Origin of the sequence: Falsiroseomonas sp. CW058, from assembly GCF_050563535.1 — a bacterium.
Lineage (GTDB): Bacteria > Pseudomonadota > Alphaproteobacteria > Acetobacterales > Acetobacteraceae > Falsiroseomonas.
In genome coordinates this window covers 177,719-196,139 of sequence record NZ_JBNXUO010000004.1, presented here as the reverse complement: position 1 = coordinate 196,139, position 18,421 = coordinate 177,719, and the positions used below count along the sequence as shown (strand labels likewise).

21 protein-coding genes are annotated in these 18,421 nt (G+C 72.2%); 14 read left to right on the top strand and 7 right to left on the bottom strand.

Annotated features, from left to right (window positions below):
• Positions 1-300: 300 nt before the first annotated feature.
• Both ACK8OX_RS05785 and ACK8OX_RS05780 read right to left on the bottom strand, forming a co-directional pair.
• Positions 301-1,437: a bifunctional 2-methylcitrate synthase/citrate synthase gene (locus tag ACK8OX_RS05785; protein WP_430662986.1), complete on the bottom strand. Its 1,137-nt coding sequence runs from the start codon at positions 1,435-1,437 to the stop codon at positions 301-303.
• A gap of 172 nt (positions 1,438-1,609) precedes the next feature.
• Positions 1,610-3,151, bottom strand: a complete 1,542-nt coding sequence (locus ACK8OX_RS05780; RefSeq protein WP_430662985.1) for an MmgE/PrpD family protein — start codon at positions 3,149-3,151, stop codon at positions 1,610-1,612.
• A gap of 107 nt (positions 3,152-3,258) precedes the next feature.
• On the opposite strand from ACK8OX_RS05780, the gene ACK8OX_RS05775 reads away from it, so the two are divergent.
• Both ACK8OX_RS05775 and ACK8OX_RS05770 read left to right on the top strand, forming a co-directional pair.
• Positions 3,259-4,182 (top strand): LysR substrate-binding domain-containing protein, encoded by a 924-nt coding sequence (locus tag ACK8OX_RS05775; protein ID WP_430662984.1) that lies wholly within the window; start codon positions 3,259-3,261, stop codon positions 4,180-4,182.
• A 33-nt stretch (positions 4,183-4,215) separates the two neighbouring features.
• Positions 4,216-5,604, top strand: a complete 1,389-nt coding sequence (locus ACK8OX_RS05770) for a dihydroorotase (protein WP_430662983.1) — start codon at positions 4,216-4,218, stop codon at positions 5,602-5,604.
• Between the two features lie 141 nt (positions 5,605-5,745).
• Here ACK8OX_RS05770 and ACK8OX_RS05765 read toward each other — a convergent pair whose 3' ends face one another.
• Positions 5,746-6,423, bottom strand: a complete 678-nt coding sequence (locus tag ACK8OX_RS05765) for a hypothetical protein (protein WP_430662982.1) — start codon at positions 6,421-6,423, stop codon at positions 5,746-5,748.
• Between the two features lie 456 nt (positions 6,424-6,879).
• On the opposite strand from ACK8OX_RS05765, the gene ACK8OX_RS05760 reads away from it, so the two are divergent.
• The gene (locus ACK8OX_RS05760; RefSeq protein WP_430662981.1) at positions 6,880-7,179 is read left to right on the top strand and encodes a hypothetical protein; all 300 of its coding nucleotides are present in this window, start codon (positions 6,880-6,882) and stop codon (positions 7,177-7,179) included.
• The gene (locus ACK8OX_RS05755; protein WP_430662980.1) at positions 7,176-8,126 is read left to right on the top strand and encodes a nitrilase-related carbon-nitrogen hydrolase; all 951 of its coding nucleotides are present in this window, start codon (positions 7,176-7,178) and stop codon (positions 8,124-8,126) included. Before ACK8OX_RS05760 ends, ACK8OX_RS05755 begins: the two co-directional genes overlap by 4 nt.
• Positions 8,127-8,135: 9 nt before the next feature.
• Here ACK8OX_RS05755 and ACK8OX_RS05750 read toward each other — a convergent pair whose 3' ends face one another.
• Positions 8,136-9,002 (bottom strand): oxygenase MpaB family protein, encoded by an 867-nt coding sequence (locus tag ACK8OX_RS05750; RefSeq protein ID WP_430662979.1) that lies wholly within the window; start codon positions 9,000-9,002, stop codon positions 8,136-8,138.
• A 121-nt stretch (positions 9,003-9,123) separates the two neighbouring features.
• Here ACK8OX_RS05750 and ACK8OX_RS05745 point away from each other — a divergent pair, with 121 nt between their 5' ends.
• Positions 9,124-10,104, top strand: a complete 981-nt coding sequence (locus ACK8OX_RS05745; protein ID WP_430662978.1) for an N-carbamoyl-D-amino-acid hydrolase — start codon at positions 9,124-9,126, stop codon at positions 10,102-10,104.
• A 73-nt stretch (positions 10,105-10,177) separates the two neighbouring features.
• Positions 10,178-10,936 carry a hypothetical protein gene (locus ACK8OX_RS05740; protein ID WP_430662977.1) on the top strand — a complete coding sequence of 253 codons (759 nt, stop codon included), beginning with the start codon at positions 10,178-10,180 and terminating at the stop codon, positions 10,934-10,936.
• 12 nt (positions 10,937-10,948) lie between these two features.
• Here ACK8OX_RS05740 and ACK8OX_RS05735 read toward each other — a convergent pair whose 3' ends face one another.
• A complete protein-coding gene (locus ACK8OX_RS05735) occupies positions 10,949-11,623 on the bottom strand; it encodes an aspartate/glutamate racemase family protein (RefSeq protein WP_430662976.1) in 675 nt (224 codons plus the stop codon).
• Between the two features lie 199 nt (positions 11,624-11,822).
• Here ACK8OX_RS05735 and ACK8OX_RS05730 point away from each other — a divergent pair, with 199 nt between their 5' ends.
• The 4 genes from ACK8OX_RS05730 (at position 11,823) to ACK8OX_RS05715 (ending at position 14,986) form a co-directional block, all read left to right on the top strand.
• A complete protein-coding gene (locus ACK8OX_RS05730; protein WP_430662975.1) occupies positions 11,823-12,290 on the top strand; it encodes a DUF983 domain-containing protein in 468 nt (155 codons plus the stop codon).
• 9 nt (positions 12,291-12,299) lie between these two features.
• Complete coding sequence (locus tag ACK8OX_RS05725; protein WP_430662974.1) at positions 12,300-12,764, top strand: UPF0262 family protein; 465 nt, start codon at positions 12,300-12,302, stop codon at positions 12,762-12,764.
• Between the two features lie 93 nt (positions 12,765-12,857).
• Positions 12,858-13,955, top strand: a complete 1,098-nt coding sequence (mtnA, locus tag ACK8OX_RS05720; protein ID WP_430662973.1) for an S-methyl-5-thioribose-1-phosphate isomerase — start codon at positions 12,858-12,860, stop codon at positions 13,953-13,955.
• Positions 13,956-14,014: 59 nt separating this feature from the next.
• Entirely contained in the window at positions 14,015-14,986 is a 972-nt protein-coding gene (locus tag ACK8OX_RS05715) for a Bug family tripartite tricarboxylate transporter substrate binding protein (RefSeq protein WP_430662972.1), read from the top strand.
• A 10-nt stretch (positions 14,987-14,996) separates the two neighbouring features.
• Here ACK8OX_RS05715 and ACK8OX_RS05710 read toward each other — a convergent pair whose 3' ends face one another.
• Positions 14,997-15,206: a hypothetical protein gene (locus ACK8OX_RS05710; protein WP_430662971.1), complete on the bottom strand. Its 210-nt coding sequence runs from the start codon at positions 15,204-15,206 to the stop codon at positions 14,997-14,999.
• A gap of 222 nt (positions 15,207-15,428) precedes the next feature.
• Between ACK8OX_RS05710 and ACK8OX_RS05705 the strand changes: the two genes are divergently transcribed.
• The 3 genes from ACK8OX_RS05705 to ACK8OX_RS05695 are packed head-to-tail and all read left to right on the top strand — an operon-like array spanning position 15,429 to position 17,659.
• Positions 15,429-16,265: a transporter substrate-binding domain-containing protein gene (locus ACK8OX_RS05705; protein WP_430662970.1), complete on the top strand. Its 837-nt coding sequence runs from the start codon at positions 15,429-15,431 to the stop codon at positions 16,263-16,265.
• A gap of 31 nt (positions 16,266-16,296) precedes the next feature.
• Positions 16,297-16,977 (top strand): amino acid ABC transporter permease, encoded by a 681-nt coding sequence (locus ACK8OX_RS05700; RefSeq protein WP_430662969.1) that lies wholly within the window; start codon positions 16,297-16,299, stop codon positions 16,975-16,977.
• A gap of 7 nt (positions 16,978-16,984) precedes the next feature.
• Positions 16,985-17,659 carry an amino acid ABC transporter permease gene (locus tag ACK8OX_RS05695; protein WP_430662968.1) on the top strand — a complete coding sequence of 225 codons (675 nt, stop codon included), beginning with the start codon at positions 16,985-16,987 and terminating at the stop codon, positions 17,657-17,659.
• A 3-nt stretch (positions 17,660-17,662) separates the two neighbouring features.
• Here the strand turns inward: ACK8OX_RS05695 and ACK8OX_RS05690 are convergent, their stop codons facing one another.
• A complete protein-coding gene (locus ACK8OX_RS05690) occupies positions 17,663-18,079 on the bottom strand; it encodes a rhodanese-like domain-containing protein (protein WP_430662967.1) in 417 nt (138 codons plus the stop codon).
• A 107-nt stretch (positions 18,080-18,186) separates the two neighbouring features.
• On the opposite strand from ACK8OX_RS05690, the gene ACK8OX_RS05685 reads away from it, so the two are divergent.
• Positions 18,187-18,417 carry a hypothetical protein gene (locus ACK8OX_RS05685; protein WP_430662966.1) on the top strand — a complete coding sequence of 77 codons (231 nt, stop codon included), beginning with the start codon at positions 18,187-18,189 and terminating at the stop codon, positions 18,415-18,417.
• Positions 18,418-18,421: the final 4 nt, after the last annotated feature.

Below are 18,421 nucleotides of genomic sequence, written 5' to 3'. Positions count from 1 at the left end.
CGCTGCGCGTCGCCCCGTGCCTGCCGACGTCGTCTCCGCCGTAACATCGCGCCGTGCTGGCGCGGTGCCGTGTGCGTCGATGTCCCGTCCGCTTCGATCCGCGGCGCGCGAATCGCGTCAAGCGAATGCGTGCGACAGCATCCGTCCTCGATTCACAACCGTGCTGTCAAACGGAATCGCACTTGCGACGCGCGCGACGATGAATCTCCGCACGGCTTGATGCGTGCCTGTGGTCGCCGCGTCACGCGAGGGCTCCGCATCGGCGCGTGCGCGGCGCCGATGCGGAGCAAGCGGCCCGTGTCAGCCGCGCCTGGCCAGCGGCACCACCGGGCGCTGCGCCTCGCCCGTGTAGACCGAGAGCGGGCGGATCAGCCGGTTGTCGGCCGCCTGCTCGAACACATGCGCCGCCCAGCCGGTGATGCGGGAGCAGACGAAGATCGGCGTGAACATCGGGATGTCGAAGCCCATGAGGTAGTACGCGGGCCCCGCCGGGAAATCGAGGTTCGGGTGGATGTTCTTCACCCGCAGCATCTTCGCCGCCAGCACGCGGGACGTCTCCATCCAGCGGCGGTCGCCGACCACCTCGGCCATCTTCTCGGCATACTTGGTCATGGTGGGCACGCGGCTGTCGCCGCTCTTGTACACCCGGTGGCCGAAGCCCATGACGAGCGCCTTGTGGTCGAACTTGCCCTCAAGCCAGTCCTCCGCCGCCTCGGGGCTGCCGATCTCCTTCAGCATGTGCATCACCGCCTCGTTCGCGCCGCCATGCAGCGGACCCTTCAGCGCGGCGATGCCGGCGGTGATCGCGCCGTGGATGTCCGCCCCGGTGGAGGTGACGGTCCGGGCGGTGAAGGTGGAGGCGTTGAAGGTGTGCTCGGCGTAGAGGATCATCGAGACGTCGAAGGACTTGATGACCTCGGGCTGCGGCACCTTGCCGAAGACCAGGTGGAAGAAGTTCTCGCAATAGGGCAGCGAGGCGTCGGGCTCGATCGGCTCCAGCCCCTTCGACAGCCGGTTGGCCGCGGCCACCGCCGTCGGCAGCCGGGCCAGCAGCCGCATCGCCTTCCGCCGCTGCGCGGCGTCGGAGACATCGGCCGCCTCCGGGTCCTCCATGCCCATGAAGGACACGGCGGTGCGCACCGCATCCATCGGGTGCGCGTCCTTCGGGAATTCCCGGATCACCCGCATCAGCGCCGGCGACAGCGCGCGGTTGGCCCGTTCCTCGGCCTGGAAGGCCCTCAGCTGCGCCGCGGTCGGCAGTTCCCCGTGCCACAGGAGATAGGCGACCTCCTCGAAGGACGCCTCCTCGCACAGGTCCTGCACGGCGTAGCCCCGGTAGGTGAGGCTGTTGGTCTCCGGCATCACCTTGGAGACGGCGGAGACATCGGCGTAGACGCCGACGAGGCCCTTGTAGATCGTGGGCTGCTGTTCGCTCATGTGTGGCGATCCCTTGCTCTGGGCCGCTGACGCACCGCCCTGGGCCGCGGTCGGGCCGGTCCCCCGCCGCGCGGTGCCCTCCCGCGGCTTCGCCGCGAAAGGACAGGCCGGCCGCGGAGGCTCGTCGCCCCCGGGGCCCCACGGCAACGCGCGGCGTTGTCGTGGGGAGGGTTCAGAAGATCCCGGGCTTGCTGTCCAGCAGCGTGCCCGCGGGCAGCGCCACGTTCAGCAGGTGCAGCTCCCCGGCGGGCAGGCTCGCCAGGTTCTCCGCCGCGTCGAGGAAGCGGTTCTGCTCCCGCGCGGTGATGATCCCGTCGGTCAGGGTGCGGAACTTGTGGATGTACTGCGCCCGCGCGAAGGGGCGCGCGCCGTTCGGATGGGCGTTCGCCACGCCCAGCTCATCCACCAGGGTCGAGCCGTCCTTCATCAGGATCTCGACCCGGCCGCCGAAGGACAGCTCCTCCGGGTCGCGGGAGTGGTACCGGCGCGTCCATTCCGGGTCCTCCCGCGTCTCGATCTTCTGCCACAGCCGGACCGTGTCGGGGCGGCCGGCGCGCTTCGGGGCGTAGCTGTCCACATGGTGCCAGCGGCCGTCCTGCAGGGCGACGGCGAAGATGTACATGATGGAATGGTCCAGCGTTTCGCGGCTGGCCTTGGGGTCCATCTTCTGCGGATCGTTCGCGCCGGTGCCGATGACGTAGTGGGTGTGGTGGCTGGTGTGGATCGTGATCTTCTCGATCGCGTCCCAGTCCGTGATCCTCTCCCGCATGCGGAAGGCCAGGTCGATCAGCGCCTGGGACTGGTACTCGGCCGAGTGTTCCTTGGTGTAGCTGTCCATGATGGCGCGCTTCGGCTCGCCGGCCTCGGGCAGCGGCACCTCGTAGTAGACGGGGTCGTAGACGGTGCTGCGGCCCTTGCTGTCGGCCTGCGTCCGGCCCGACAGCACCCAGGCGATGACGCTGTCCTCGCCCTCGTAGATCGGGCTCGGCGCGCCCTCGCCGCGCATGCAGCGGTCCACCGCCTCCACCGCGAGCTTGCCGGCATGGGCGGGGGCATAGGCCTTCCAGGACGAGATCTCGCCCTTGCGGGACTGGCGGAAGGAGACGGAGGTGTGCAGCGCCTGCTGGATGGACTGGAACACCACTTCCTGCTTCAGGCCGAGCAGCGTGCCGATGCCGGCGGCCGCGGCGGGGCAGAGATGGGCGATGTGGTCCACCTTGTGCTCATGCAGGCAGATCGCACGCACCAGGTTGATGTGCAGCTCGTACCCCGTGGCAAGGCCGCGCAGCAGGTCCTTGCCGGACCGGCCCATCGCCTGCGCCACCGCCAGGATCGGCGGGATGTTGTCGCCGGGGTGGGAATAGTCGGCGGCGAGGAAGGTGTCGTGCATGTCGAGCTCGCGCACCGCCGTGCCGTTCGCCCAGGCCGCCCATTCGGGGGAGACGGTGGTGGCCGCCTTCACGCCGAAGACGGACGCGCCCCCGGTCTTCTTCGCGTGGCCCAGCGCCATGCCGCGGGCGGAGACGACGGGGCGGCGGTTGATGGCGGCGATGGCGACGGAGGCGTTGTCGATCACCCGGTTGATGATCATCGCCTGCACGTCCTTCTGGACGGCGACCTTGTCCACCGCGACCGCGGCCATCTTCCAGGCCAGCTGGTCCTCTCGCTTCAGCAGCGCCTTGGACGGGTGGACCTTCACGGGATGCAGCTTCACTTGAGCCCCTTTCTTTCCGTTGCCGTGTGGCGGGACGGATCGGTTTTTGGACCCGTTGCGCGTGATCGTCCATTCCGATTGGGCTTGCTGCGCGATACTGTTTTCGGATGGACCTCCGTCTGGTGCGCCGCCTCGGCCACTTCCTGGCCGTGGCCGAGGAAGGGCATTTCGGCCGCGCCGCAGCGCGGCTCGGCATCTCGCAGCCGCCGCTGACGGCGCAGATCCAGGCGCTGGAGCGGGAGCTGGGCGTGAAGCTGCTGGAGCGCAGCGGCAAGGGCGCGCGCCCGACGCGGGAGGGCGAGGCGCTGCTGCCGCTGGCGCGGCGCCTGGCCGAAGGCGCGGGCCAGATCGAGACGCTGGCGCGGGAGCTGCGGGCCGGGCGCCACGCGCCGATGATGCTGGCCTGCGTCACCTCCGCCCTGTTCGACCACCTGCCCCCGCTGGTGCGCGCGCTGCAGGCCGCGCGTCCGGACGCCGCGATCTCGGTGCGGGAGATGGACACGGCCGATGCGGTGGAGGCGCTGCGGCGGGGCGAGGTGGACCTCGCCCTCGTGCGGCTCGACCGGGACCGCCACCCGGTGCGGCTGCGCGCGCTGGGGCGGGACGTGCTGGCGGCCGCGCTGCCGGTCGGCCACCGGCTGGCGGATGGCGCCGGCCCCCTGCCGCTCGCGGCGCTGGCGGATGAGCCGATGCTGGTCCTGCCGCGCGCGATCAGCCCCGCCTATTCCGATGCGATGGTCGCCGCCTGCCACGCCGCGGGCTTCGCGCCGCGCGTGACGCGGGAAGTGGGCAGCGCGATGGCGCAGCTCGGCTTCGTCGCCGCCGGCCTCGGCGTTGCGCTGGTCAGCACCGGCATGGCGCGGCTGCGCCCGCCCGGCGTCGCGTTCCGCGATCTCGAAGGCCCGATCCACGCCGTCGGCGTCGCGCTGGCCTGGAACGCCGAGCGGGAGAGCGGGACGACGCGGCTTGCCCTCGAACTCGCCGGGCGCGTCTTCGCCACCCCGGTTGGCGCCACGCCCGACAGCGCCTAGCCTCCCGTCCGCATCACCGCCGAGGGGACCCGCATGTCCGACGCCCAGCCCTATGACCTCGTCCTCACCGGGGACATCGTGCTGTCCGACCGTATCGTCGCGGGCGGCTACGTGGCGGTGCGGGGCGAGACCATCGCGGCGATCGGCGAAGGCGCTCCGCCGCCCGCGAAGCAGGTCGCGGACCATGCCGGCCGGCTGGTCATGCCCGGCCTGGTGGATGGGCACATGCATACCTCCTCCTCCACCGGCTGGCCGGGGATCGAGGGTGCGACGGCGTCGGCCGCGGCCGGTGGCGTCACCACCGTCTGCGACATGCCCTATGACGTACCGGACCCCGTGACCTCCGCCGCGCTGTTCCGCGACAAGGTGGAGCATGTGCACCGGCTGAGCCATGTGGACATGGCGCTCTACGGCACCATCCGGAAGGATGGCGGGCTCGACGAGATCGCGGCCATCGCGGAAGCCGGGGCCAGCGCCTTCAAGGTCTCCACCTACGAATACGACGCCCACCGCTTCCCGCGCATCGACCACCCGACCATGCTGGCCGCCTTCGCCGAGATCGCGACCACCGGCCTGATGGCCGCCGTCCACAACGAGGACCAGGAACTGGTGGTGAAGCTGACCGAGGCCGCGAAGGCCGCGGGCAACACCTCCCCCATCTGGCATTGCCGCACCCGCCCGCCGATCACCGAGACGATGGCAGACCTCGAGATCTTCGAGATGGCGCTGGAGACGGGGGCGCATGTCCACATCGCCCACTCCTCCCTCGCGCGCGGGTTCGAACTGGCGCAGATCTACCGCGGCCAGGGCGCGAAGTGCTCGGGCGAGGCCTGCATCCAGTACCTGACGATGACGGAGGAGGACATCGTCCGCCTCCAGGGCTTCGGCAAGTGCAACCCTCCCTTCCGCTCCGCGGCCGAGGTGGAGCGGATGTGGGGCGCGATGCGGGCCGGCATCGTCAGCTACGTCTCGACCGACCACGCGCCCTGGCCGCGGCCGCGGAAGGAATATGCGGGCGACATCTTCGCGGTCGGCGCCGGCCTGACGGGCATGCAGAGCTTCGCGCCGCTGATGTACACCCTGCTGGTGGAACGGGGCCTGCCGGCTTCCGTCATGGCCCGGATGTGCAGCGAGGAGCCGGCCCGCTTCCACGGCCTGAATCCGCGCAAGGGCGGCATCCGGCTCGGCGCCGATGCGGATTTCTGCATCCTCGAGACGGGCGACTTCGTCTTCGACGAACGCCTGATCGTGGACCGGGAGGATGCGCGCTGGTCGCCATGGCATGGCCGCGCGATGAAGGCGCGGGTCGCCGCCACCTGGCTGCGGGGCGCGCAGATCTGGGACGGGGCGGAGGTGAAGGCGAAGCCCGGCACCGGCCGCTTCGTGCCACGCCAGCACCGGAAGTCGGCGCTCGATTCGTGACCACCTATACGACGTGAAGCGCCTGGCGGTGGACCTGCCGCTCGCCGCCGCGCCGCCCGCTTCCTTCCCGCGCTGCCCGAGAGGGGTGAGCCAGCGTGGGGCGAGAGCAGGGATACCGCATGCCCGGCCCTGCCAGCGGCGTCAGTCCAGCGTCTCGATCCGCCAGCCATAGGGGCCGCGGCGAAGCACCACCTGCTCCGGTCCCGTCATGGCAGGTGGGCTGCCGCGCCAGGCGCAGAGCAGCGCCTCCTCCTCCTTCGTCCAGCGCCAGAAGCTGAAGAAGTCGAAGGCGTCGCCCTGGCTCGGCAGGTGCTGGAAAGCGCGGCGGATGTCACCGCGGCCGAGGTCGAACAACTCGATTCCGTTCAGCCCCATGTAGTCGGACGTGGAGACGGAGAGCATCCAGCGCCCACCGGGCGAGAGGCGCGGCAGGTCCGCGAGGCTCTCCACTTGGCCCGTCGCGCGATGCACCCAGAGGAAGTCGACATGCTCGTACTGCCCGCGCTCCACCAGGAAGCCTGGCGGGTCGGCGAAGGCGGCGACCAGGCGGTGGCGGACGCAGTCGGGCTCGTCCGGGCCGCGGAGGCAGGCGGGCGTGTCCTCCAGCCGGATCTCAGCATTCTCCGCCCGGAGCAGCAGCGCGGCGCCCTCCCGCCGGGTGAGCGCCGCAGCCTCGCCGGCCGGCAGCGGGTGCATGGCGCCGAAGCCGGGGGCGGCGACGAAGGGGTTCCCCTCCCCGGTGCAGACGCCGGGCTCCGCCGCCGCGAGCAGCGCGGGCACCGCGACGGCCAGCGCCGCGAGCCGTCGAGCGTGATCCAACACCGCACCCATCTGACATCCCTTGCCCCCGCGGGCCCGGGGCACCCGCATCGAAGGTATAATAGAGTTCCCGGATTGCCAGGGCGTGAGCGAAGGAATGACACGACGTATACGGTGGACAGAAAATCGGCTCGCCATGCTGCGCATCGTGCTCGCCGCCCTCTGCCTGCTTGCACCCCGGGCGGCGGCACGGGAGGACGTGGCGCAGCGCCATGTGGGGGTGGGCGGCCCGCGCCTGGCGGCGACGGTCTCGCTCGACGATGAGGCCTTGTTCGCCCTGGGGCAGTTGCCGCCGCCGCAGCAGGGTTGGGCCCGCCGGGCGCCCCTGCTCTGCGCGGTGATCGACCTGGCGCAGCCGGGCTCGGGCGGCCGCCCGCAACGCGGCGCTGGAGGCACCGGGGGATCAGGTGGCAGGCCTGCCGTGACGTCCCGGCGCCGGGGCGCTACATCCCCCGCATGTCCGAACCCTACCGCCCGCCGCACCAGCGCTGGATCAAGCGTCCGCCGCGGCCGTCCCGCCCTCAAGTCCAGGCGCCGCAGTCGCGGGTCCGCATGCGGCCGGGCGGCACGCAGCTTCTCATGTCGATTGCCTTCGGGATCTCGGCCGGCATCGTCGGCGCGATCCTCGGGCCGATGCTGATCCCCCGCCCCGGCATGGGCGGGCTGTTCGCCGGCACCGGCTTCGCCATCGGCTTCGTCACGCTGTGGAAGGGCTTCGGCGGGACGTTGCAGGACATCAGGGACATCTTCCGATGAACAGCCGCAGGCTCATCGTGGCGGGCGCGCAGATGGGCCCGACCCAGCGCGCGGACAGCCGGGCGCGGACCATGGCGCGCCTGGTCGCGCTGCTGGAGGCCGCCGCCGCGCAGGGGGCGAAGCTCGTGGTCTTCCCCGAGCTTGCCTTCACCACCTTCTTCCCCCGCTGGCCGATGGAGCGCGACGCGCCGGAACTGGTCGCGAGCTTCGAGCCGGCGATGCCCAACCCGCAGGTGCAGCCGCTGTTCGACCGCGCCCGCGAACTCGGCATCGGCTTCTATGTCGGCTATGCCGAGCTGACGCCGGACGGCCATCGCTTCAACAGCGCGGTGACGGTCGGGCCGGACGGGCGAATCCTGTTCAAGTATCGCAAGGTCCACCTGCCCGGCAGCGACCGGGTGAAGGACGGGCAGAAGTACCAGCAGCTCGAGAAGATGTATTTCGAGTACGGCGACCTCGGCTTCCCCGTCGCGCGCGGGCCGGAAGCCTGGGGGCGGCCGGTGCTGGGGATGCTGGTCTGCAACGACCGCCGCTGGCCGGAAGGGTGGCGCTGCCTCGGCCTGCAGGGGGTGGAGCTGGTGATGGTGGGCTACAACTCCGCCGCCTACGACCCGAATGGCGGCGAGGGCGAGAGCGCGGAGCTGCGGACCTTCCACTCCATCCTCGCAGCCCAGTCCAACGCCTACATGAACGCGACCTGGGCGGTGGCGGTGGCGAAGGCGGGGGACGAGGACGGCGCCGGGCTGATCGGCGGGTCCTGCATCGTCGATCCGAACGGCGTGGTGGTGGCGCAGGCGCGGACCCTGGCGGACGAGGTGATCATCGCCGAGGTGGACCTCGATGCCTGCCGGCAGGGGAAGGAGAAGATGTTCAACTTCGCCCAGCACCGCCGCCCGCAGCATTACCGCCGCATCGTCGACCAGGTGGGCGCGACCCCCCCGGCCTGAACCGCCCCGTCACGCGAAGGCCCAGCGCAGCGTCCGCGCGATGCCGAGCGTGCCGGCCCGCACCAGCGGCCGGGCCGGCGCGGGCAGTCCGTGCATCCGGCGCGCCCAGTCCGGCAGGAGGTCGATGCTCGCCCCCATGGCGACGGCCTGCAACGGCTCCGCCAGGCGGTGCGGCGCGGGCTGGGACAGGATCAGCCGCGCCACCTCCCGCGTGCGCGAATCGACGCGGAGCGACGGCCGCGCCGCGGCGATGATCCGCTGCGCCTCGGCCAGGCTGCGCGGCACGGGGTCGGCGCCGAGCGCGCGGCCGACCTCCGCCATCTCCGCGAAGTAACGGTCGCGGTCGGCGCCGGCCATGCCAGGCTCGGCATAGCGGAGCCAGGCGCCGAGGAAGCTCGTCGTCTCCGTCACATGCACCCAGGCCAGCAGCGCGGGGTCGTCCGCGGCATAGGGCGTGCCGTCGGGCAGCGCCCCGCGGACGAAGCCGTGGATGTGCCGCACGCGGGCGATCGCCGCCTCCGCCTCCTCCCGCCCGCCATAGGTGGTCAGAGCGATGAAGCGCGCGGTGCGGCGCAGTCGGCCGGCCATGTCGTGGCGGAAGCGCGAGTGGTCCCAGACGCCGGCCAGCACCGCGGGGTGCAGCATCTGCAGCAGCAGCGCCGTGACGCCCCCCACCATCATCGAGGTGACATCGCCATGCACCCGCCATGCGACGGCGCGCGGCCCGAACAGCCCGTCCGGGCGGCGCGCCACCGGCCGTTCGCCGCGCGAGCGGTCGTTGAACAGCGCCACCACCTGCGTGGCGATCGCCTGCTTGACGGGTCGCGCAAGGAGCGCGGGCAGCGACCGCGCAGGTGGACCGTTCGGATAGGGCATGGGGCAACAGAACTGGGCTTCGATCCCGGCTTGTCAGGGGGGCCGGGTGCGGAACGGTGCCGCGCTTCCCAGGCGCGGGCCGCGGCGGCATACAGGCCCACCCGCCCGGAGCCGCCGCCGCATGTCCTCCCGCCGCCTCGTCGTCGCCGCCGCCCAGATGGGCCCGATCCAGAAGGCCGAGGGGCGAGACGTCGCCGTGGCGCGCATGGTCGCCCTGATGGAGAAGGCCGCACGGCGTGGCGCGGAAGTGGTGGTCTATCCCGAACTGGCGCTGACCACCTTCTTCCCGCGCTGGTACCACGAGAACCTGGCCGAGGCCGACCACTGGTACGAGCACGCCCTGCCGTCGAACGAGACGGCGCCGCTGTTCGACGCGGCGCGGCGGCTCGGCATCGCCTTCCACCTCGGCTACGCCGAGAAGACGCCGGAGGGGCGGCGATTCAACACCGCCGTCTTCGTCCACCCCTCGGGCGAGGTCGTGCTGAAATACCGCAAGGTCCACCTGCCGGGCCATGCCGAATACGACCCGGTCCGCAAGGCGCAGCACCTGGAGAAGCGGTACTTCGAGCCGGGGAACCTGGGCTTCCCGGTGGTGCGCGCGCCGGTCGGCGCCGCGGGGCCGGTCAATGTCGGGATGATGATCTGCAACGACCGCCGCTGGCCCGAGGCCTGGCGCGTGATGGGCCTGCAGCAGGTGGAACTCGTCATGCTCGGCTACAACACGCCGAGCCTGAACATGGAGAACCGGGGCTTCGAGGCGCACCACCTGCGCGTCGCCCACAGCCACCTGTCGATCCAGGCGGGCTGCTACCAGAATGCCTGCTTCGGCGTCGGCGTGGCCAAGGCCGGCACCGAGGACGGGCACGAGCTGTTCGGCCATTCCATCATCGTCAACCCGCAGGGCGAGATCATGGCCCAGGCGACGAGCTGGGACGACGAGGTGATCGTCGCGGAATGTGACCTCGACATGTGCGAGCTCGGGCGGCGGACGATCTTCGACTTCGCCCGCCACCGCCGGCCGGAGCATTACGGGCGGATCACCGCACAGGTGGGCAGCGAGCCGCCGGCGATCTGGACCCCGGGGACCGGGATGGCGGAATAGCCCGCCCCCGACCCTTTGTGCTGCGGTGCAACACGCGCTAGGACTGCGCCGCACCCCAGCCCAAGGACCGGCCATGTCCGAACCTTCGCCCTTCCCCGTCCTGTACCGCGTCGCCGCCGCCACCGAACTGCGCGAGGGACCGGGGCCGGACCAGAAGGCGGTGCGGGCGCTGGCGGCCGATCAGGTGGTGGAGCTGAAGGGGGACGCGGACCAGCCCTGGCTGGAGGTGCAGGCACCCAACGGCCAGCGCGGCTTCGCGCCGGCGGGGCTGCTGCGCCGGCAGGTCGCGGGTGCCAAGCCGCCGCAGCACGCGACCGAGGCCTTCCCCTGGCGCAACGTCGAGCGCGTGAACCGCGACCCGAAGATGCTGCACCCGGCCTTCCGCAACCGCGCGCTGCGCACCGTCGCGCGGCTGAACGCGGAGGGCATCCCCTTCGGCATCTATGAAGGCCTGCGCGGCCCCTGGCGGCAGAACCACCTCTATGGTTCCGGCCGGACCCGTGCGGGGCGCTTTCTGACGCCCGTGCAGGCGTGGGAGAGCCTGCACCAGTATGGGCTGGCGGCGGATTTCGTGCTCGCCCTCGAAGGCCGCTGGTCGTGGGACGACGACGGCGCGCACAGCCACATGTGGGACCGGCTGGAGGCGATCGGCGCCGATGAGGGCCTGGTCTCCCGCCCCGGCGAGAGGCCGCACCTCCAGCTGGCGGATGTCTCGCTCGAGGATCTCCGCGCCGGCAAGCTGCCGCCGAACACCGACCCGGTCTGGCTGAACGCCTTCCGCTGGATCGCCGACAGCTGGGACGGCAAGCCGGCCGGCCCGAAGCTGAAGTAGCGCCGGGCGGCGCTACTCGGCCGCCCGCGCCAGCGCCGGCCGGGCCGCCACCACGGCCTGCAAGGCCAGCGCCACCGCCGCCTGGCAGGGCTCGATCACGGGTATGCCGCAGGCCTCCTCCACCGCGGCGCGGTGGCCGGCCATGCCGGCGCAGCCGAGGATGACGGCTTCCGCCCCGCCCGCCGCGATGCGCCGCGCGGCCTCAACCAGCGCGGCGCGGGGCGCGACCGGGTCGGTCAGCACCTCCATCGGCAGGTTCAGCGGCAGGTGGCCGAGCAGGCGGGATTCGAGGCCCATGGCCTGCAACGCCCGGCGCTGCCGTTGCAGCGAGGGGTCGGCGAAGGCGATGATGCCGAAGCGGTCCGCACGCGCCATCGCGGCGGCCACCGCGCTGCGGAGCGGACCGAAGACGGGCCGACGCGTGGCCGTCCGCACCGCATCCACCGCCGGGTCCGACACGCAGGCGACCACATAGGCCCCGGCGCCCTCCCGCTCCACCAGGCGGCACAGCGGCTCCGCCACGCCGAACCAGTCGCGCCAGGTGACGATGGCGGGGGGGCCGCCATCGAGCTGCGTCACCTCGATCCGCGGCAGGCCGGGCGCGCGGAAGCCGTCCAGCGCCCGGTCGATGCCGGCTGTGCAGCCCGCGCTGGAATTCGGGTTTACCACCAGGATGCGGTCCTGCATCGTCCCAACCTCTCCCTCGCCACGGCGTTGCCCCATCCTCCGGGAGGCGCGCGGGGGCCGCAAGCATCCGCGGCCGATGCACCGCGCGCTTGATCCCGGCCCATCCAGGCCCCATGATGCACCGCACAATGGCGGTGCCCCGGGGCGGTTCGGAGAGGTTCCGATGCCACCCGAGGCGACACGCCCGAAGGAACGCCCCATGCGCTGGGAGCCCGACCGCTCGGCACCCGCCCTGAGCTACGCGCCGCCGACCTCCTTCTGGGACGCGGTCGGGCGCGGCGTGCGGAACCGCTGCCCGGTCTGCGGCGAGGGCCGCGTCTTCCGCGGCTACCTGAAGGTCGTGCCGGAATGCGAGGTGTGCCACGCCCCGCTCGGCAGCCTGCGGGCCGACGACGCGCCGCCCTATTTCGTCATCTTCGTCGCCGGCCACCTGCTGGTCCCGCCGGTGCTGTGGATCGAGAAGGCGTACCAGCCGCCGATGTGGCTGCACATGGTGGTCTGGCTGCCCGCCTTCACCATCGCCTGCATCCTGCTGCTGCGCCCGATCAAGGGGGCGACCGTGGGCTGGCTCGCCCGGCTCGGCTTCGACGGCAGCGAGCATGGCGGCGCGCCGCCGCCACGGGCCGAGCCCCCGCCCCCACGGCCGGCACCGCCCGGCGACGCCTGACCGGCCGCGATGCCCGACCTGGTCCGCATCGTCCTGCCGGATGCCCAGCCCCTCCCCTCCCCCTATGCGGAGGCGGACCGGCGGCAGGCGGTGGAGGACCTGCTGGCGGGCAACCGGTTCCAGCCCAGGGGCATGGATGACGGACCCTATGCCTTGTCCATCGCGGTACGTGACGGGCGCCTCATCCTCGACATCCGGGATGCGGCGGACCGGCCGCTGCACGCCCTCGTCCTCGCGCTCGGCCCCTTCCGCCGGCTCATCAAGGACTACCATCTGGTGGTGGAGAGCCACGAGAAGGCGGTGGCCGAGGGCGGGTCCGAGGCGCGAATCCAGGCGATCGACATGGGCCGGCGCGGCCTCCACAACGAGGGCGCGACGCTGCTGACGGAACGCCTGGCCGGCCGCGTCGAGATCGACTTCGAGACGGCGCGGCGCCTGTTCACCCTGGTCTGCGCGCTGCACCAGCGGATCTGACCGCGCGGGTCCCTCCGCTGGCCCGCCCGTGACTTGACGCGGCAGGGGCGATGCCGCAACGCCCGGCGCGAACGGCACGGGTCCTGGCTCGCCATGAAGATCGACGGCATCCCCTATCGCAGCGTCTGGGTGGACCGGGAGGATGGCTGGTCCGTCCGCATCTTCGACCAGACGAAGCTGCCCTGGACGCTCGACATCCTCCGCCTGACGGATGAGGAGGAGGTGGCGCACGCCATCCGCTCCATGCAGGTGCGGGGCGCGCCGCTGATCGGGGCGGTCGCGGCCCATGGCGTCGCGCTCGCGCTGCGGCGGGATGCCTCCACCGCCAATCTCGACCGCGTGGTAGAGATGCTGGGCAGGACGCGGCCGACCGCGATCAACCTGCGCTGGGCGCTGGCGCGCATGCGCGCGGCCCTGCACAACCTTGCCCCGTCCGACCGCCTGGCCGCCGCCCGCGCCGAGGCCGCGGCGATCTGCGACGACGATGTCGAGACCTGCCGGAGGATCGGGGAGCACGGGCTGCCGCTGATCCGCGACGCCGCCGCGCGCAAGCCGCCAGGGGGGCGGGTGAACGTCCTCACCCACTGCAACGCCGGCTGGATCGCGACGGTGGACTACGGCACGGCGCTGTCGCCGATCTACCAGGCGCATGACGCCGGCATCCCCGTGCATGTCTGGGTGGACGAGACGCGGCCGCGCAACCAGGGCGCGGCGCTGACGGCGTGGGAACTCGGCCGCCACGGCGTGCCGCACACCGTCATCGCCGACAATGCGGGCGGGCACCTGATGCAGCACGGGCAGGTCGATCTCTGCATCGTCGGCACGGACCGGGTGACGCGGACGGGCGACGTCGCCAACAAGATCGGCACCTACCTGAAGGCGCTGGCGGCGAAGGACAACGGCGTGCCCTTCTGGGTGGCGCTGCCGCACTCCACGCTGGACATGGAGGTGGGCGACGGCGTCGCGGGCATCCCCATCGAGGAGCGCGCGGCGGAGGAGGTGACGGAGCTGACCGGCCGCACCGCAGATGGCCGGATGGAGACGGTCCGCGTCGTCGCCGAGGGCAGCGCCGCCGCCAACCCCGCCTTCGACGTGACCCCCGCCCGGCTGGTGACCGGGCTGATCACCGAGCGCGGCCAGACGGAAGCGAGCGAGGGGGGGCTGCGCGCGCTCTATCCCGAGAAGGCCTGAGGGTGTTGCTGCACTGCGGCAAAGCGGCCTAGCCTCCCGCCGTCGCAGGAGAGCCGGAGATGACCACCCGCCGCGTTTTCGCCGCCACCGCCCTCGCTACGCTGGCGGCGCCCGCCCTGCATGCCCAGCCCGCCTGGCCGCGGCGGCCCGTGCGGATGCTGGTGGGCTTCGCCCCGGGCGGCTTCACCGACATCGTCGCGCGCGCGATGGCGGAGCAATACGCCGCGCTGCTCGGCCAGCCCTTCGTGGTGGAGAACCGGTCCGGCGCCTCCGGCACGCTCGCGGCCGATGCGGTGGCGAAGGCGCCGGCGGATGGCGGCGTGCTGCTGTTCGGCCATTCGACGCCGAACGCGGTCGCCGCCGCGCTGTTCAGCAACCTGCCCTACGACCCGCTGCGCGACCTGACCGCGGTGGCGCAGGTGGCGGTCCACCCGCACCTGCTGGTCGTCCCCGCGACCTCGCCGCACCGCACGACGGAGGCGCTGGTCGCGGCGGCGCGGGCGCAGCCGGGCGCCGTGTCCTACGCCTCGTCCGGCGTCGGATCAGTGCATCACATCGCGTGCGAGATGCTGGCGCGGGCGGCCGGCGTGCAGCTGACCCATGTGCCCTATCGCGGCAGCGCGCCGGCGATGGCGGACCTGATCGCGGGGCGGGTCGACATGACGATCGACGGCGTGTCGGCCGTGGCGCCGCAGATCGCGGAAGGGAAGCTGCGCGCGCTGGCCGCCGGCACGCTGGAACGGGTGGGCCGCTACCCCGACCTGCCGACGCTGCAGCAGCAGGGCTATGGCGAGATCGACGCGATGAGCTGGGTCGGCGTCTTCGGACCGCCCGGATTGCCGGCGGAGATCGTGCAGGCGCTGGCGCGGGCCACGGACCAGGCGATGGGGGCCCCCGCGCTGCAACGCGTGCTGGATGCGGGAAGCTCCGTCCCCGCCGCGCGCCGGGGTGCTGCCTTCCGCGATTTCATCGCGGTCGAGATCGACCGCTACAAGGCCGTGCTGGGCGAGGGGCGGATCCCGGTCACCTGACGCGCCAGCGTCAGGCCTTCGCCGCGGGATCGGGCCCGCCGCGCCCGGGCTCGATCAGGAACAGCCCGCCCACCAGCAGCACGCCGCCGAGCCCGGCGAGCAGGGCGGCGGCGAAGGGCGGCACGCGGCCGGGCAGCGTGGCATCGCCCATGACCAGCAGCAGGGTCAGCAGGATCGCCAGCAGGCCGGACATCACCAGGAGGAGCGCGAAGCGGGGCATCTGTGCCGTTCCGTATACCGTCATCCCCCTTCTACGTGGGCCAGACGGCGCCGGCGCGACCGCGAGGGGGCGCAAATGTGGCGCCCCGCTCCGGCGGGGCGCCGGTCACGCGGCGCGGGAGGTGAAACTTTCGTCACGCTTCGCGCGGGCGCATGGCGCGCCCGGCCGCCGGGTGGGATCGTTGGGCCGAATCACCGCCGCCACGAAGGGAGACCAAGCGCGATGCGCCACCTGCTCGCCGCCGCGTTGCTTGCCGCCGGCCTTGCCGGCCCCGCCCTCGCACAGGGCCAGCCGCCGCTGCGCTGCGCGGTGGACGGCACCTTTGCGCCGCACGCCTTCCCGACGCTGCAGGGCGGGGTGCAGGGCTTCAACATCGACCTGTTCCGCGAAGCCGCCCGCCGCCTGGGGCGGGAGCTGACGATCGACAGCGCCAGCTTCTCCGGCCTGATTCCGGCGATGAATGCCGGCCGCTACGATTTCCTCTGCGCGCCGGTCACCGCCACGCAGGAACGCGCCCAATCGATGCTGCTGACGGAGGGGTATCTCTACACCGCCTTCCAGCTCGGCATCCGCCGCGGCTCCGCGCCGATCACCAGCATGGACGACCTGCGGGGCAAGGCGATCAGCGTCAACAAGGGCAGCGCCTACGATGCCTGGGCGCAGGCGAACGCCGCGCGCTACGGCTTCACGGTGCAGACCTACGACACCCAGCCCGATGCGGTGCAGGCCGTGCTGTCGGGCCGGGCCTATGCCAATCTCGGCGGCAACACGGTGGTGCGCTACGCCGCGACCCGCACGCCGCAATTCGTGCCCGACTTCGTGATCCGCGAGACGCGCGCCCACTGGTCCGCCGTGCTGCCGATGGGCGCCACGGCGATGCGGGAGCAGCTGGAGAACGCGCTGGAATGCATGAAGCGCGACGGCACCATCGCGCGGCTGTCGCAGCAGTGGTTCGGCACGCCCCCCGCCGCCGACGACGCGGAGGTGACGGTCTTCCCGGGCACCGGCGTGCCGGGCCTGCCGGGCTATGACCCGACCCCGAGGGAGCCGCGGTGCTGACCAGGCCGGAGGCGCGGCCGGGCGGGGCCGCATGACCGGCTGGGAAGGCTTCGCCTTCTCCTTCCTCAACGCCCGCGTCGCGGCCCAGTACTGGCCGAAGATCGTCGAAGGGCTGGGGCTGACCGTCGTACTGGCGGCGCTGGTGGTGGTGGCCGGGCTCGCGCTCGGCCTCCTGCTCGCGGTGCTGCGCGCCTTCGGGCTGCGGGTGCTGAACTGGGCCATCATCTTCACGGTGGACCTGTTCCGCGCCCTGCCGCCGCTGGTACTGATCGTGCTGATCTATTTCGGCCTGCCGGCGGCGGGCATCGGCTTTTCCGGCTTCTGGGCCACCTGGCTGGCGCTGACGCTGGTGCTGATGGCCTTCGCCGAGGAGATCTTCTGGGCCGGCATCTGCGCCGTGCCGAAGGGCCAGTGGGAGGCCGGGCGCGCCGTCGGGCTGCGGTTCCTGCCCACCATGCGCCTGGTCGTCCTGCCGCAGGCGGTCCGCATCGCCATCCCGCCGCTGACCAACCGGACCATCGCCATCACCAAGGGCACCGCGCTGGGCAGCGTGGTGGCGGTGGCGGAGATCCTGGGCGCGGCGCAATCCGCCATGGCCTTCTCCGGCAACCCGACGCCGCTGATGCTGGGCGCCGTCGCCTACCTTGCGCTGTTCCTGCCGGTGGTGGTGGCGGGACGGTGGGTCGAGACGCGCTTCGCATGGCGGCGGTGAGGCGCGGATGAACGACTTCGCCGACGCCTTCCTGAATGCCGAGATCGCGGTCGCCGCCGCGCCGATCCTGTGGTCGGGGCTGGTGCAGACGCTGCTGCTGGCGCTGCTGACCGTGCCGCTCGGCATTCTCGCCGGCTTCTGCCTGGCGATGCTCTCCACCCGGCGCGAGGCCTGGCTGCGCTGGCCGCTGATGGCCTTCGTGGACGTCTTCCGCGCCATCCCGCCGCTGGTGCTGCTGATCCTGCTCTATGCCGGGCTGCCCTTCGCGGGGCTCGACCTCGGCGCCTGGGGCGCGGTGGCGCTGGCCTTCATGCTGAACACCGGCGCCTACTACGCTGAGATCCTGCGCGCGGGGATCGAGAGCGTGCCGCGCGGGCAGCCGGAAGCCGCGCGCGCGCTCGGCCTGCGGCGCTGGCAGGTCTGGGGCTTCGTCGTGCTGCCGCAGGCGGTCCGCAACGTGCTGCCCGACCTCATCAGCAACACGCTCGAGGTGGTGAAGCTCACCTCCATCGCCAGCGTCGTCGCCCTGCCGGAACTGCTGTTCCAGGCCCGCCAGGCGCAGAGCGTGACCTTCAACGCGACCCCGATCGTGGTCGCGGCGGTGGCGTATTTCCTGCTGCTCTGGCCCTGCGTCCGGCTGCTCAGCCGGCTGGAGAACCGGCAGATCGCGTCGCGGCGCTGAAGGTCACCGCTGACGCCAGGGCAGGCCGTCGGCCTTCCAGCCCGCGACCGTGCCGCGATGGCCTTCGGCATCCACCGGCCCCTCGAACCCGTCGGCCACGTTGAAGCTGTTGGGGAAGCCGGCCTGCTGCGCCGCCTGCCCGGCCGCGAGGCTGCGCGCCCCGGAACGGCAGATGAAATAGAGCTTCGCGGTGGGCGATGCGCCGGCGCGGCGCAGATGTTCCACGAAGGCGCCGTTGAGTTGCATGGTCGGATAGAGCTGCCAGGGGATCAGCGCGACCTGCTTGCCGATGGGGGACAGGTCGGGCACGCCGACGAAGTTCCATTCCGCGTCGGTCCGGCAATCGACCAGCATCGCGTCCGGATCGGCAGACAACTCCTGCCATGCGGCACGGGGGGTGACGTCGGGGATGCCGGGCATGCGTCTCTCCTGGGCGGGTCGGCGCAGGATGCGCATGGCGGGCGCAGCGGGCAACCACTCCGCGCCGGCGGCGTTCGGACGGGCTCATCACAAGGAGCGACCGGGGGATGAGCACCCACCCGACGCATGCGAGCGCGATGCACGGCACCGAGCTTGGCGATACCGACGAGACGATTGCCCGCGCCATCCACGACAGGAACGACACCCACGACCACATGGGCCGGCGCCATGCGGTAAGCCTCGGCGACGCGTTCCGGATGGACCTGCCCTGGATCGCCGGTGTCCTGCTGCTGATCGTGTTCCTGGTGGGTGCCCTGGCCGGCTTCTGGGGGCGCTGACGCC

Bases quoted from the DNA above. Each gene is read 5' to 3' on its own strand.
- ACK8OX_RS05785 (WP_430662986.1), bottom strand. From the start codon at position 1,437: ATGAGCGAACAGCAGCCCACGATCTACAAGGGCCTCGTCGGCGTCTAC.
- ACK8OX_RS05775 (WP_430662984.1), top strand. From the start codon at position 3,259: ATGGACCTCCGTCTGGTGCGCCGCCTCGGCCACTTCCTGGCCGTGGCC.
- ACK8OX_RS05770 (WP_430662983.1), top strand. From the start codon at position 4,216: ATGTCCGACGCCCAGCCCTATGACCTCGTCCTCACCGGGGACATCGTG.
- ACK8OX_RS05760 (WP_430662981.1), top strand. From the start codon at position 6,880: ATGTCCGAACCCTACCGCCCGCCGCACCAGCGCTGGATCAAGCGTCCG.
- ACK8OX_RS05755 (WP_430662980.1), top strand. From the start codon at position 7,176: ATGAACAGCCGCAGGCTCATCGTGGCGGGCGCGCAGATGGGCCCGACC.
- ACK8OX_RS05750 (WP_430662979.1), bottom strand. From the start codon at position 9,002: ATGCCCTATCCGAACGGTCCACCTGCGCGGTCGCTGCCCGCGCTCCTT.
- ACK8OX_RS05745 (WP_430662978.1), top strand. From the start codon at position 9,124: ATGTCCTCCCGCCGCCTCGTCGTCGCCGCCGCCCAGATGGGCCCGATC.
- ACK8OX_RS05740 (WP_430662977.1), top strand. From the start codon at position 10,178: ATGTCCGAACCTTCGCCCTTCCCCGTCCTGTACCGCGTCGCCGCCGCC.
- ACK8OX_RS05735 (WP_430662976.1), bottom strand. From the start codon at position 11,623: ATGCAGGACCGCATCCTGGTGGTAAACCCGAATTCCAGCGCGGGCTGC.
- ACK8OX_RS05730 (WP_430662975.1), top strand. From the start codon at position 11,823: ATGCGCTGGGAGCCCGACCGCTCGGCACCCGCCCTGAGCTACGCGCCG.
- ACK8OX_RS05725 (WP_430662974.1), top strand. From the start codon at position 12,300: ATGCCCGACCTGGTCCGCATCGTCCTGCCGGATGCCCAGCCCCTCCCC.
- mtnA (WP_430662973.1), top strand. From the start codon at position 12,858: ATGAAGATCGACGGCATCCCCTATCGCAGCGTCTGGGTGGACCGGGAG.
- ACK8OX_RS05715 (WP_430662972.1), top strand. From the start codon at position 14,015: ATGACCACCCGCCGCGTTTTCGCCGCCACCGCCCTCGCTACGCTGGCG.
- ACK8OX_RS05710 (WP_430662971.1), bottom strand. From the start codon at position 15,206: ATGCCCCGCTTCGCGCTCCTCCTGGTGATGTCCGGCCTGCTGGCGATC.
- ACK8OX_RS05705 (WP_430662970.1), top strand. From the start codon at position 15,429: ATGCGCCACCTGCTCGCCGCCGCGTTGCTTGCCGCCGGCCTTGCCGGC.
- ACK8OX_RS05700 (WP_430662969.1), top strand. From the start codon at position 16,297: ATGACCGGCTGGGAAGGCTTCGCCTTCTCCTTCCTCAACGCCCGCGTC.
- ACK8OX_RS05695 (WP_430662968.1), top strand. From the start codon at position 16,985: ATGAACGACTTCGCCGACGCCTTCCTGAATGCCGAGATCGCGGTCGCC.
- ACK8OX_RS05690 (WP_430662967.1), bottom strand. From the start codon at position 18,079: ATGCCCGGCATCCCCGACGTCACCCCCCGTGCCGCATGGCAGGAGTTG.
- ACK8OX_RS05685 (WP_430662966.1), top strand. From the start codon at position 18,187: ATGAGCACCCACCCGACGCATGCGAGCGCGATGCACGGCACCGAGCTT.